11 protein-coding genes are annotated in these 12,850 nt (G+C 72.3%); 8 read left to right on the top strand and 3 right to left on the bottom strand.

Going from position 1 to position 12,850, the window contains the following annotated elements; translation table 11 throughout:
• Positions 1-29 precede the first annotated feature (29 nt).
• The 6 genes from R6Y94_RS15850 to R6Y94_RS15875 all read left to right on the top strand — a co-directional run bounded on the left by R6Y94_RS15850 (position 30) and on the right by R6Y94_RS15875 (position 7,448).
• A complete protein-coding gene (locus R6Y94_RS15850; RefSeq protein WP_318396614.1) occupies positions 30-1,790 on the top strand; it encodes a DEAD/DEAH box helicase in 1,761 nt (586 codons plus the stop codon).
• 89 nt (positions 1,791-1,879) lie between these two features.
• On the top strand, positions 1,880-2,635 hold the full coding sequence (locus R6Y94_RS15855; RefSeq protein WP_318396615.1) for a class I SAM-dependent methyltransferase: 756 nt from the start codon (positions 1,880-1,882) through the stop codon (positions 2,633-2,635).
• Positions 2,636-2,886: 251 nt separating this feature from the next.
• Complete coding sequence (locus R6Y94_RS15860; RefSeq protein ID WP_318396616.1) at positions 2,887-4,254, top strand: glycoside hydrolase family 6 protein; 1,368 nt, start codon at positions 2,887-2,889, stop codon at positions 4,252-4,254.
• Between the two features lie 191 nt (positions 4,255-4,445).
• On the top strand, positions 4,446-5,486 hold the full coding sequence (locus R6Y94_RS15865; RefSeq protein ID WP_318396617.1) for a glycosyltransferase family 2 protein: 1,041 nt from the start codon (positions 4,446-4,448) through the stop codon (positions 5,484-5,486).
• The gene (locus R6Y94_RS15870; RefSeq protein WP_318396618.1) at positions 5,483-6,532 is read left to right on the top strand and encodes a lysylphosphatidylglycerol synthase domain-containing protein; all 1,050 of its coding nucleotides are present in this window, start codon (positions 5,483-5,485) and stop codon (positions 6,530-6,532) included. Before R6Y94_RS15865 ends, R6Y94_RS15870 begins: the two co-directional genes overlap by 4 nt.
• A 178-nt stretch (positions 6,533-6,710) precedes the next feature.
• A complete protein-coding gene (locus R6Y94_RS15875) occupies positions 6,711-7,448 on the top strand; it encodes a class I SAM-dependent methyltransferase (RefSeq protein WP_318396619.1) in 738 nt (245 codons plus the stop codon).
• On the opposite strand, the gene R6Y94_RS15880 is transcribed toward R6Y94_RS15875, so the two are convergent.
• The 3 genes from R6Y94_RS15880 to R6Y94_RS15890 form a co-directional block, all read right to left on the bottom strand.
• A complete protein-coding gene (locus R6Y94_RS15880; protein ID WP_318396620.1) occupies positions 7,408-8,214 on the bottom strand; it encodes an AfsR/SARP family transcriptional regulator in 807 nt (268 codons plus the stop codon). The genes R6Y94_RS15875 and R6Y94_RS15880 overlap by 41 nt on opposite strands.
• A 94-nt stretch (positions 8,215-8,308) precedes the next feature.
• A complete protein-coding gene (locus R6Y94_RS15885) occupies positions 8,309-9,025 on the bottom strand; it encodes a polysaccharide deacetylase family protein (protein WP_318396621.1) in 717 nt (238 codons plus the stop codon).
• A 115-nt stretch (positions 9,026-9,140) separates the two neighbouring features.
• On the bottom strand, positions 9,141-10,142 hold the full coding sequence (locus R6Y94_RS15890) for a glycosyltransferase family 2 protein (protein WP_318396622.1): 1,002 nt from the start codon (positions 10,140-10,142) through the stop codon (positions 9,141-9,143).
• Between the two features lie 278 nt (positions 10,143-10,420).
• Here R6Y94_RS15890 and R6Y94_RS15895 point away from each other — a divergent pair, with 278 nt between their 5' ends.
• Positions 10,421-11,827 (top strand): aspartate aminotransferase family protein, encoded by a 1,407-nt coding sequence (locus R6Y94_RS15895; protein ID WP_318396695.1) that lies wholly within the window; start codon positions 10,421-10,423, stop codon positions 11,825-11,827.
• On the top strand, positions 11,821-12,840 hold the full coding sequence (locus R6Y94_RS15900) for an NAD-dependent epimerase/dehydratase family protein (protein WP_318396623.1): 1,020 nt from the start codon (positions 11,821-11,823) through the stop codon (positions 12,838-12,840). Before R6Y94_RS15895 ends, R6Y94_RS15900 begins: the two co-directional genes overlap by 7 nt.
• Positions 12,841-12,850 lie beyond the last annotated feature (10 nt).

The raw sequence follows: 12,850 nt of genomic DNA on the forward strand, positions 1-12,850 counted from the left end.
CGGTTCGGCGTGGTGAAAAGCTGGTGGGTATGAGTTCCGACAGCGCACCACCCGCTCCGCCGGTCAGCACCAGCCCGAACGACCCCGACGACGACTCCGGCACCTTCGCGGACCTCGGGCTGCGGACCGAACTCCTGGACGCGCTCGGCACGCTGGGTTACGAGGAGCCGACCGCCATCCAGCGGACCGCCATCCCGCCCCTGCTGGCCGGTCGGGACCTGCTCGGCCAGGCCGCCACCGGGACCGGCAAGACCGCCGCCTTCGCGCTGCCACTGCTGCACCGGCTGCCGGACGGGCCGCGCTCCGGGGCGCCGGCGGCGCTGATCCTGGTGCCGACCCGGGAACTGGCCGTGCAGGTCTCCGAGGCCATCCACCGGTACGGCCGGAATCTCGGCGTACGGGTGTTGCCGATATACGGGGGCCAGCCGATCGCCCGGCAACTGCGGGTGCTGGACGGCGGGGTGGACGTGGTGGTGGCAACTCCGGGGCGGGCGCTGGACCACATCGCCCGGGACACCCTGCGGCTGGAGGGCCTCGGCACGGTGGTGCTGGACGAGGCGGACGAGATGCTCGACATGGGTTTCGCCGAGGACATCGAGGCGATCCTGCAACACGTACCCGAGCAGCGGCAGACGGTGCTCTTCTCCGCCACCATGCCGGCTCGGATCGACGGGATGGCCCGGCAGTACCTGCGGGACCCGGCCCGGATCGAGATCGGCCGGCAGCCCGCGCCGACCGGCACCGCCCCGCTGGTCCGGCAGACCGCGTACGTGGTCGCCCGGGCGCACAAGCCGGCCGCCCTCGGCCGGGTACTCGACGTCGAGGCGCCGACCGCGGCGATCGTCTTCTGCCGCAGCCGGGAGGAGGTCGACCGGCTGACCGAGACCATGAACGGTCGCGGCTACCGGGCCGAGGCGCTGCACGGCGGGATGACCCAGGAGCAGCGGGACCGGGTGATGGGCCGGCTCCGGGCCGGTACCGCCGACCTGCTGGTGGCGACCGACGTGGCCGCCCGGGGGCTGGACATCGAACAGCTCACCCACGTGGTGAACTACGACGTGCCGTCGGCTCCGGAGTCGTACGTGCACCGGATCGGCCGGGTTGGCCGGGCTGGCCGGCAGGGGGTGGCGATCACCCTGGCCGAGCCCCGGGAGCACCGGATGCTCAAGACCATCGAGCGGACCACCGGGCAGCGGATCTCGATCGACAAGATCCCCACCGTCGCCGACCTGCGGACCCGGCGGCTGGAGATGACCCGGGCGGCGCTGCACGAGAGCCTGCTGGAGGACGACCTCGAACCGTTCCGGGTGATCGTGGAGACCCTCACCGACGAGTTCGACGTGATGGAGGTGGCGCTGGCGGCGGTGAAACTGGCGCACGAGTCGGCGGGCGGCGGCCCGGTTGACGAGGAGGAGGACATCCCGCAGGTGGCGTTCCGGACCGACCGGGACGGCCGAACCCGGCGCGACGGCGGCGGCGGCCGGGACGGTGGCCGGGACGACCGGCGCGGCGGCCGGCCCCGCTCCGGCGACATGGCCTGCCTGTTCATCGGGGTCGGTCGGCGGGCCGGCATCCGGCCGCAGGACCTGGTCGGTGCGATCACCGGCGAGACCGAGGTCAGCGGCCGGGAGATCGGCTCGATCGAGATCGCCGACCGGTTCTCGCTGGTCGAGGTGCCGAGGTCGGCAGCGAACGAGGTGATCACGCGGCTGCGGCAGAGCACCATCAAGGGCCGCAGGGCGACGGTACGCCGGGACCGCGAGGTCGGCCGCGACCAGCGCGACGACTGAACCGAGGTGGTAGCGAGATCCCCGCCGGTGCGCGGGAACGCGCCCGTCGGCACCGGCCGGCTGGACGGACCTCATCGGAGGAGGGGTGGGTGGACGGGGCAGATCCGGACCGCTGGTCGGCCGTCGCGGCCGGCTGGGCCGAACTGTGGGGCGGCTTCGCCGAGCCGGTCTGGCGGGCCGTCGTGGCGGCGAGTGGGATCGGGCCGGGTTCCCGGGTGCTCGACGTCGGCTGCGGCGGTGGTGACCTGCTCGGATATCTCGACCGGCTCGGCGCGGTGACCGCCGGCGTCGACCCGGCGCCCGGCATGGTGGCGTTGGCCCGGTCCCGGGTGCCCGCCGCCGACCTCCGGGTCGGCGACGCCGAGCGGCTGCCCTGGCCGGACCACACGTTCGAGCTGGTGACCTCGGTCAACGCCGTGCAGTTCGCCGAGGACACCCTGGAGGCGCTGGCCGAGTGCGTCCGGGTCACCCGGCCCGGTGGCCTGGTCGCGATCGCCAACTGGGCGGAGGGGCGGCACAACGACCTGGACACCGTCGAGCGGGCCGTCGCGGACGCCGCCGGCGAGGAGCCGCTGCCGGACGGCGAGTTGCGGCAGCCCGGTGGCCTTGAGCGGCTGCTCGCCGACGGTGGGCTCGACGTGGTGGCGGCGGGGCTGGTCCCGGTTCCCTGGTACGCGCCCGACGACGACGCGCTGGTGCGTGGCGTGCTGCTCGGCGAGGACCCGGAGACGATGGCCGCCACCGCAGCGACGGTGCGCGACGCCGCCCGCCCGTTCCGGAAGCCGGACGGCGGCTACCGCCTGGACAACGCGTTCCGGTACGCCGTCGGCCGTACCCCCGGCTGACCGTCCGGCCGCCCTGTCGTCGCCGGGCGGCCGCCGGTCCGACCTGCTCAGGGCAGGGCGCCTTCCGTGCGGGTACCGGAGGGCTGCCGACCGTCCGGGGCGGACCCTCCGGTTTCCCGATCGTCCTGCGTCCGGCGCGTTCCGAAGCGGTGACCGGCCGACAGCGGCGCCCCGCCGACCGGGCGGACCAGACAGTACTATCAATTCACAGTCATCAATAGCCGTCTCCCCGGACGGCTGGATCTCGCGGGGTGAGCGAAACCATGACGCTGCCGCTACCCGTACCCGCGTCGGCGGGACCGCGTCGGGCCCTGACCATGCTGACCGCGCTGGCCCTGGTGGCCGGCTCCGTCCCCTCCCCGGCCCGCGCCGCGAAGGTCGAGAGAGGTCCGGTGGACAACCCGTATGTCGGTGCGACGGCGTACCTGAACCCGGAGTGGTCCGTTCGGGCCCACGCCGAACCGGGCGGGGCGGCCGTCGCCGACCAGCCGACCGCGGTGTGGCTGGACCGGATCGCCGCCATCGACGGCACGCCCGGACGGATGGGGCTGCGCGGCCACCTGAACACGGCACTGGCGCAGGGCGCCGACCTGGTGCAGCTGACCCTCTACAACCTGCCCGGGCGGGACTGCGACCGCCGGGTCAGCTACGGTGAGCTGGCCATCGACGAACTCGACCGGTACCGGAGCGAGTTCGTCGACCCGATCGTGGCGATCCTCGCCGACCCGAGCTACGCGGGGCTGCGGATCGTCACCGTCGTGGAGCCGAACTCGCTGCCCAACCTGGTCACCCACACCTCGCCCCGCCCCGCCGCGACCGCCGGCTGCGACCGGGTCAAGGCCCAGGGCAGCCACCTCGCCGGCATCGGCTACGCCCTGGCCCGACTGGCCACCGTGCCCAACGTCTACGCCTATCTGGATGCCAGCCACCACGGCCAACTCGGCTGGTCGACGGACGGGGCCGCGACGGCGGCGCTGCTGCACCAGGCGGCCAGCACCGCCGGCAGCACTCCCTCGGCCGTGCACGGTTTCACCGTCAACGTCGCCAACTACTCGGTACTGCGCGAGCCGTACCTCGACGCCGACGACGTGGTGAACGGCCAGCCGGTGCGGGACACAGCCTGGATCGCCGGCAACGCCTACGTCGACGAGTTGCCGTACGCCCAACAACTGCGCCAACTGCTGGTCGCCAGCGGCTTCTCCGTCCGCGTCGGCATGCTGGTCGACACCTCGCGGAACGGGTGGGGCGGCCCGGCCCGGCCCACCGGCCCCGGACCGTCGACCAGCGCCGAGGAGTACGTCGAGGCGGGCCGGACCGACCGGCGCGGCTACCTCGGCAACTGGTGCAACCAGGTCGGCGCCGGACTCGGCGTACGGCCGGTCGCGGCGCCGGAGGCCGGCATCGACGCGTACGCCTGGATCAAGCCGCCCGGCGAGTCCGACGGTGCCAGTGACGTGCTCGGGGCGAACCGGCCGTACGAGCCGATGTGCGACCCGACGTACCGCCCGCACCTGTTCCCCACGGTGACCAGCGGTGCGATGCAGAACGCCCCACCGGTCGGCGAGTGGTTCCCGGCGCACTTCCGGCAGCTGCTGGCCAACGCGTGGCCGCCGCTCTGACCGGCGGGGCACCGGACGCCGGCGCCGCCGTACGCCCTGCGCGGCGGTGCCGCCGTCGCACTGGGTAATCCAGGCTGGTTCCAGAAATTGCGGTACGCCGATTGCTACCGTTTACCGGCCCGCCGGAAAAAAGGGGGTGACCAGGCGCATTGTCTCCACTCGACCACACCGTCGACCCGCGATTCGCGCGGGTGTCGGTCATCGTCCCGAACTACAACAAGGAAAAGACTCTCCGGGCCTGTCTCGCGGCGATCTACGCGCAGACCCGGCCGGCGGCCGAGGTGATCGTCGTCGACGACGCGAGCACCGACCGGTCCCGGCAGATCGCGGCCGAGTTTCCCTGCACCCTGCTGGCGTTTCCGGTGAACCGGGGCGTCTCCGCGGCCCGGAATGCCGGGGCCGCCCGAGCCGGCGGGGACCTGCTGTTCTTCGTCGACTCGGACATCGCGCTGGCGCCCGACGCGCTGGCCGGGGCGGTGGCCGAGTTGCGGACCCATCCCGGCTGCGGCGTCGTACAGGGGATCTACGACCTGACCCCCCTGTTCGCGGACGGGCCGGTCGAGTCCTACAAGACGCTCTTCGAGCACTTCTGGCGGCGCCGCGACGTCGGGGTCACCGCGATCACCATGTTCGCGCTCACCGCCGTCCCCCGGGCGGTGTTCGAGCTGGTGGGCGGCTTCGACGAGCGGCTGCGTGATGCCGAGGACATCGAGTTCGGCACCCGCCTGCCAACGTCGTACGAGATCCGCACCAGCGACCGGGTACTGGGCCGGCACGACGACGTGGACCGGTTGGGGCCGTACCTGTCGGAGCACTTCCGCCGGGCCCGGACGTACGCCGGGGCGGTCGTCGCGGCGCGCTGGGCGCCCGGGCCGGCGCCGTCCACGGTCGAGTCCGCCGACCGGCGTGCGCCGCACCGGATCGACCTCGGCTCGGTGGTCGGGCTGCTGGGCAGCGCCCTCGCGGTGGCCGGGCTGGCGCTGGCCGCCTGGTCGCCGTGGCTGCTGCTGGTGCCGCTGGGCGGACTGGCCGCCTTCCTCGGCGCAGACCGGGCACTGCTCGGGTTCGCGCTCCGGCAGCGTGGGGCGGGCTTCCTGCTCTTCGCCACCGCGATGCGGTTCCTGACCCACCTGACCGAGTTCGCCGGGCTGGCGCTCGGGCTGGGTCGGGCGCTGCTCCGGCGCCCCCGGTCCGGCCGGGTCGCCCCGCTGGCCCCGGAGTCGACCCGGTGACCGGCTCGACCGGACCCGTCGACCCATCGGGCTCGACCGGCTCGGTGGTCGAGGCGGTGCGGCGCGCGGTCGAGCGGCGGTCCGGTTGGTGGCGGCGGGTCAACCAACTGCTGGTCGTGGTCTTCGGGCTGGCCCTGACGGTCGGGCTGGTGCTGTTCCTGCGGGACCAGGACTGGACGCCGGTGCGCACACTGGCGCAGCGGCTCGATCCGGTCCAGGTCGGACTGGTACTCGGCGGCGCGCTGCTGATCAACTCGGTCGGGCTGCTGCTCGGGTACCACTCCTGGCAGGCGCTCTTCGCCGACCTCGGCGCGGCGGTGGACCGGTGGACCGCCGCCCGGCTGTTCTTCGTCGGGTTCCTCGCCAAGTTCGTCCCAGGCCGGTTCGTCGCGCTGCCGGTGCTGCTCCGGCTCGGCAAGGAGATCAACGTCGGGGCGGTTCGGCTGGCCGGCGTCTTCCTGCTGAGCTGGGTGGTGGTGGCGCTCACCGGGATGACCGTCGGCCTCGCGGCCGGACCGGCGGTGTTCGACCGGGCGGCCGGGTGGATGCTGCTCGCCGTACTCCCGCTGGTGGCGCTCTTCGTCCGCCCGGACCTGCTCAACCGGGGACTCGCCAGGACGGCGCGGCTGCTGCGGCGGCCACCGCCGCAGGTCAGCGCGTCCCGGGCCGGCATCCGGCGGGCGATCACCACACAGTCGCTCTCCTGGGTGATCTCCGGGCACCACCTCTGGCTGCTGGCCCTGACCGCCGGCGCCCCACCGCTGCGCTCCTACCTTGTCTGTGTGGCCGGCTTCGCCGCCGCGACCGTGGCCGGGCTGCTGGTGATGGTCGTCCCGGACGGGCTCGGCGTCCGGGAGGCGGTGCTGATGGTGGGGCTGGCCACCGTGATGCCGGTGTCGGTCGCCGCCCCGGTGGTGTTGACCAGCCGGCTGGTCTGCGCGGTCAGCGAGGTGGCGGTCGGCGCGGGTGGGCTGCTGCTCGCCCAGTACGTCCACCGGCGCCGGCTCGGCCTCCGCAGGGCCGTCGACCCCGCGCTGACCGGCTGACCCGACCTCCCGTCCGGCCGGTCTGCCAGCCAGGAACATCGATAGCGTCATTCCCGGAGCGTCCGGGATCCGTCCCACGTCGAGAAATGTCGGTGACACCATGTCGAATGCCTTGGTCCGTGCGGTGGCGCGGCTGATCCGAGTCCCGGTACGGGTGCTGATCCGATCCAATCCAAGAATGAACAGGGCATGGTGGAACGCGCAGTACGCGTTGGGGTTCTGGCGCTATCTCGACGACATGTCCGACGGGAACATGCCGCTGTCGCTGATCGAGACCTGGGCGCCCCGGCCGACGATCCTGGACCTGGGCTGCGGCACCAGTGCGAACCTGCCGCTGGCGCCGGGTCGCTACCGGCACTATCACGGCGTGGACCTCAGTTCCCGGGCGATCGAGGCGGCTCGGGCGCTGGACCGGCCGGACACGTCGTTCGAGGTGGCCGACATCCGCACCTTCGACACCGCGCGGCGGTACGACGCGATCCTGCTCCGGGAGGTCGTCTACTACCTGACCGAGGCCGAGGCCGCCGACCTGCTGCGCCGGCTGCCCGCGATGCTGACGCCCCGAGGCCGGATCGTCGTGCAGATCTACCACGAAGCCCCTGCCGAGGAGTTCGCCCGGGTCGTCCGGGCCTGCGGCCTCTCCGTCGCCGAGGAGGTCCCCGCGCGCCTCGGGGACAGTCCTGCCGGTGCCTTCTTCGTCCTCACCGGCCAGGAGGCGACCGGACGGGCCGGTGGCCCCAGGCGCGGCGGATCCGCCGGGTTGGATCCCGCCGAGCCGGCCATCGAGCCGGGTCACGCCCAGCCGGGCCACGCCGAACCGGGTCACGCTCCATCGAGCCGCGCCCCGTCGGACCGTGCCGAGCCGGTCTCCGGGGTCAGACCGGGACCCGCCGCTCCCACCACGGCCGCACCGTGACCGGTTCGCTGCGCAGCAGCCGCCGGTGCAGGTCCTGGAGCCGGTGCCCCGGCTCCACCCCGAGCCGGTCGGCCAGGGTGACCCGGGCGTCTTCGAAGGCGGTCAGCGCCTCGGCCCGCCGCGAGGTCTGGCCGAGGACGACCAGCAGCAGTTCCCAGAGCCGCTCCCGCATCGGCTGCTCGGCAAGCATGCAGCGCAGCTCGGAGACGAGGTTCTCCACGTCCCCGAGGAGCAGCCGTACCCCGGTGGCCTCCTCCACCGCATCCTGACGCAGCTCGGTGAGGCGGATCCGCTCCGCCTCGGCCAGCGGCCCGGTCGCCTCCTGCAGCGCCAGGCCGGACCAGCGGGCCAGCGCCTGCTGGAAAGAGCCGAGCGCCCGGGACAACTCGCCCTGGGCCCGGGCCGCCCGGGCCACCCTGACGTCGTGCTCGAACCGGGTGACGTCGACCGCGACCGCCGGGATGTCGAGGGTGTATCCCGGACGGGTGGAGCGGAGCACCCGGGCCAGTGCCGGCGGCCGGCCGGGAAGCTCCAGCACCCGGCGCAGCCGACCGATGTAGGTGTGCACCATGTTCTCCACCGAGTCCGGCCGGCGCCCGTTCCAGACCGCGTCGACGATCTGCGGCACCGACATCACCATCCCGCAGCGCAGCGCCAGTACGGCGAGCACCTCCCGCTGCCGGGGAGTGCCCAGGTAGAGGTTGGCACCGCCCCGTTCGGCCCGGATCGGGCCGAGCAGCAGGATCTTCAGGTCGTCTTCCGACATCTTCGTTTCCCCCTAGACAGGCATCGCTGCTTCCCCCCGCACGGCCGGGCGGCACTGCCCGGCGTCGTCGTACGACAGAACGGCACGTCGTCACCTACCGGTCGGCACCCGGTACGACGAACCGCAGTCCCCGGTCGATCAGCCGGGGCAGTACGGCCTCCAGGGCCGCGACGGTCTGTGACCGGTCGCCGCCGCCGTCGTGGCAGAGCAGGACGTGCCCGGGTCGGCTCCGGGACAGCCGCCGGACGATCCGGTCCACTCCCGGGCTGCGCCAGTCGCTCGGGTTGACCGTCCAGTCCACCGGCACCAGGCCGAGATCGGCGGTGGTCCGCAGTACCGTCGGCGACCAGTTGCCGCCGGGCGCGCGGAACAGCCGGGGCGTGATCCCGACGGCGTCCTCGATCCGCCGCTGCGCCGCCACGATTTCGGTACGCAGCCGCTGCACCGGCAGCGCCGCGAACGGCTGCGGATGGGACATCGAGTGGTTGCCGACCAGGTGGCCGGCATCGCGGATCCGACGGGCCAGCTCGGGGTGTTCGGCGACCCGGTCGCCGATCAGGAAGAACGTGGCCCGGACCCGGTGCCGGTCGAGCAGGTCCAACATCCGGGGCGTCCACTCGGGATGTGGCCCGTCGTCGATGGTCAGCGCCACGCTGTGCCCGGCCACCCCGAAGACCGGCCGGTGCCGGTCACCGAGCATCGGCCGGCGGCACCGGAACTGCTGGGCCCGGAGCGCGAACAACAGGTAGTGCAGCGCCTGGGCCGAGAGGTAGGGCCAGGAGATCCGCCCGGTGCCCGGCTCCGCGGTCATCGCCGCCCCGCCTCGTCCGGGCCGAGGTTCCGCCGGACCGGGAGCCGCGCGCAGCGAAGGCTCGCGCCTGCCGCCGCGGACCTGCGCCGATCCCGCCCGGCGATCGACGACCCGTTCATCGCGGCGATTTCGCGTCGGCCACCCGGGCCGGGCCGAAGTCCCGGTCCACCAGGTGCCGGAGCCCTCCGACGACGGCACCGGCGACGACGGCCAACTGGACGAGCAGGTGCACCCCGTAGAAAAAGGTCGCGAAGCCGGGGCCGCGCCGGCGTACCACGAAGCGCAGCAGTCCCGGGTCGGCGACGACGAAGAGCGCCAGCAGGGCGAATGGGACCGCCAGCAGTACCGGGGTGTAGAGGCCGAGCGGAAGGGTCAGCGGCACGAGAGCGGCACCGAGCAGCCCGGCCGGGGTGTTGGCCCGGATCCCGGCCGGCCCGCGCTCGGCCCGGGCGACCGGGACGAGGAGCTGGGAGCGGCCGAACTGCTTGCGCAGCAGCCGGCCCAGGTGGCTGTCGTCGTCGTGCCGGCAGACCACCGTGTCGGTCAGCACGATGCCGTACCGGTCCCCCATCCGGTCGCCGATCTCGACGTCCTCGGAGGCGCGCAGCCGCTCGTCGAATCCGCCGACGTCGGTGAAGACCGCCCGGCGGATCAGGCAGACCGCGAAGAGTGTGGTGCGGACCCGGCCGACGTGGCGCAGCCGCCAGTAGTGGCCGTGCAGCAGCCGGTACGCCTCGACCGGGCCGTCGTCGAACAGTGGCCGCAGCGCGTAGATGCCGTGTACGCAGGCGACGTCGGGCTGCTCGTTGAGGATCGCCAGGGCGTTGCCGAGGGCGTCGGGCTCGGGCGCGCAGTCGGAGTCGACGAAGAACAGCAGCTCACCGGTGCTGGCCCGGATGCCCCGGTTCCGGGCGGCCGCCGGTCCGGTGTTGCGGTCGGTGACCAGCAGCCGGCACGGGAACTCGGCGGCGATCTCCCGGGTGTCGTCGGTGCTGGCGTCGTCGACGACGACGACCTCGGTGACCGGGTGCCGTTGGGCGTAGACGGCCGCCAGGCACGCGCGGAGAGTCTTCGAGCCGTTGTGTACGGGGATGATGACCGACACCGTCGGCGACATGTTCGCCCACCTCAGCGGTATTGCGGGACAACTGTCCGGGACATTGACATTCCGAGATCTACTCCGTCGCGACCAAGCTATCCAGTCGGTTGTCGACTGGCAAGCGTTGCCTTACGTAGTCAAGGTTGCGTACAGCACCGGTCCAGAGAAGATCCCGTACCAATCGATAGCGTCACGACATGCCCAATCTGGTCAGCCTGTCCGATTGCGATCGACTCACCGTTCGCGAGGTGCACGACCTCTATCGTCGTTACGTCAACGCGAGCCAGGTCAGCCTGATGACCTCGTTCGGGTTCGGCCGGGAATTGGTCGACCACGCCGAAGGCGCACACCTGGTGCTCCGCGACGGCCGCCGCGTCCTCGACCTCACCGGAGGCGTGGGCGTACTCAACCACGGTCACAACCATCCGCGCATCCTGGCCGCCCGGCAACGGTTCGCGCAGCAGCGGCGGATGGAGGTGCACAAGACGTACTTCTCGCCGTACCTGGCGGCGCTCGGCCACAACCTGGCCCAACTCCTCCCCGGTGACCTGCGGATGTCGTTCCTGCCCAACTCGGGTGCGGAGGCGGTCGAGGGGGCGGTGAAGCTGGCGTACAAGTACCACGGCGGCCGGCGCGGCACCATCCTGCGGGCCGACTGCGGGTTTCACGGAAAGCTGCTCGGATCGGGCGGGCTGACCGGACAACCGTCGTTCAACTTTCCCACCATTCCCGGCATAGTTCCATTTACCTATGGGAATCTGGACTCGGTCCGGGAGGCGGTCGAGGCGCATCCCGGCGATGTGTACGCTCTCATCGTCGAGCCGTTCAGCGCCTCCACCGTGACATGGTGCGACGAAGACTTCCTCCGCGGCATTCGGGAGCTGTGCGACCGGCACGACATCGTGCTCATCTTCGACGAGATCTACACCGGTTGGGGTAAGACCGGCAGCCTCTTCTACTTCATGCGGTATCCGGGGCTGGTGCCGGACGTCCTTACCACATCCAAGTCATTCGGCGGTGGAAAGTCATCGATTTCTGCATTCGTCGCGCGGGAAAGGGTGTTCCGGAAGGCGTACGACAACCTCACCGACGCCCTACTCCAGAGCACCAGCACCACCTACTACGGGATGGGCGAGGAGTGCGTCACCGCGCTGGAGGCGATCAACATCGTGGTGGAGGACGACTACCCTGCCCGGGCCCGCGAGCTGGAACGGGTGCTGGAACCGGCGCTGAAGCGGCTGGCCAAGGAGTTCCCGGACGCGGTGGGCCGGGTCGCCGGGGCGGGCGCGCTCTGGGGCGTGCAGATCGACGGCGGCCCGAAGATCCTCGACCTGGTCGCCCGGCTCGCCCCCGCCGGGATGGCCCGGGACCCGAGGTTCAAGGCGAAGCTGGTCACCTGCGCGGTGATACAGGCGCTCTACCGGGACCACGACATTTTCACCTACTACACCCTCAACGGCCGCAACCCGCTGATCCTCGGGCCGTCCCTGGTCACCGACCCGGCCGACGTGCAGCGCGCCACCGACGCGCTCGGCGAGGTGCTGGAGCAGGGTCTGGCCAAACTGGTCACCCGGTTCGTCGCCCAGAAGGTGGGGTCCACGCTGAACCCTTTTCAACCTGAACCACGCGGCGCTCACGCACAGCATTCGACCCTGCGGTCCGACGGACCGCAAGGAGAGGTTGAAAAGGGTTCACTGTGGTGATCACCGTGACCGGGGCGGCCGGGATGCTCGGCTCCCGGCTGGTCGAACGGCTGACCGCCGACGGGCACCAGGTGTGCGGGGTGGACCTGCGCGCCGACCCCGGCGTCACCCTGGTCGGGGACATCCGGGATCCCCGGGTGATGGACCGGGCCACCGACGGCGCCACGGCGGTACTGCACTGCGCGGCGGCGCTGCCCAGCTATCCGGCCGCCGAGATCCGCTCGATCATCGTGGACGGCACCGGGAACGTGCTGCGGGCCGCCCGGAAGGCCGGGGTGAACCGGGTCCTGCACGTCTCGTCGACCGCCGTGTACGGGCTGCCCCGCCAGGTGCCGACGCCGGAGGAGCACCCCCGGGAGCCGGTCGACACGTACAGCGCGGCGAAGGTGGCCGCCGAGGAGATCGCCGAACGGTACCGGGCCGGTGGCCTGCCGGTCGCGATCCTGCGGCCGAAGACCTTTCTCGGGCCGGGCCGGATGGGGCTGTTCGCGATGCTCTTCGAGTGGGCCGAGGAGGGCCGGAACTTCCCGGTGCTCGGCCGGGGCGACGTGCGGATCCAGATGTTCGCCGTCGACGACCTGGTCGACGCGGTGCTCACGGTGCTGGCCGCGCCGGACGAGGTGGCCGACGACACCTACAACCTCGCCGCGGAGCGGTTCCGCACCCTGCGCGAGGACTTCCAGGCGGTGCTGGACGCGGCCGGGCACGGCAAGCGGGTGATCGGGGTGCCCGCCCGGCCGGCGCTGTTCACCCTGGATCTGCTGGAACGCAGCCGGCTCTCCCCGGTATACGGGCGGCTGCTGCACAAGCTCCGGCACGACTCCTACGTGAGCATCGACAAGGCCGCCGAGCGGCTCGGCTTCGCCCCGAAGCTGTCCAACGAGGACGCGATCCTGCGCACGTACGAGTGGTGGCGCGCCGAACGCCACCTGGCGCGGCCGTCGCGGGACGGGCGGACCAGCCGCGACCCGTGGCGGCAGGGCGCGCTCTCCCTCGCGAAGATCTTCTTCTGATCGGAGTCGA

Source organism: Plantactinospora sp. KLBMP9567 (assembly GCF_033446045.1).
In the GTDB taxonomy this organism is placed as follows: Bacteria; Actinomycetota; Actinomycetes; order Mycobacteriales; family Micromonosporaceae; genus Plantactinospora.

What these genes read in the sequence shown, in the direction of transcription:
- R6Y94_RS15850 (WP_318396614.1), top strand. Translation starts at nt 30, where the DNA reads ATGAGTTCCGACAGCGCACCACCCGCTCCGCCGGTCAGCACCAGCCCG.
- R6Y94_RS15875 (WP_318396619.1), top strand. Translation starts at nt 6,711, where the DNA reads ATGAACAGGGCATGGTGGAACGCGCAGTACGCGTTGGGGTTCTGGCGC.
- R6Y94_RS15880 (WP_318396620.1), bottom strand. Translation starts at nt 8,214, where the DNA reads ATGTCGGAAGACGACCTGAAGATCCTGCTGCTCGGCCCGATCCGGGCC.
- R6Y94_RS15885 (WP_318396621.1), bottom strand. Translation starts at nt 9,025, where the DNA reads ATGACCGCGGAGCCGGGCACCGGGCGGATCTCCTGGCCCTACCTCTCG.
- R6Y94_RS15890 (WP_318396622.1), bottom strand. Translation starts at nt 10,142, where the DNA reads ATGTCGCCGACGGTGTCGGTCATCATCCCCGTACACAACGGCTCGAAG.
- R6Y94_RS15895 (WP_318396695.1), top strand. Translation starts at nt 10,421, where the DNA reads ATGACCTCGTTCGGGTTCGGCCGGGAATTGGTCGACCACGCCGAAGGC.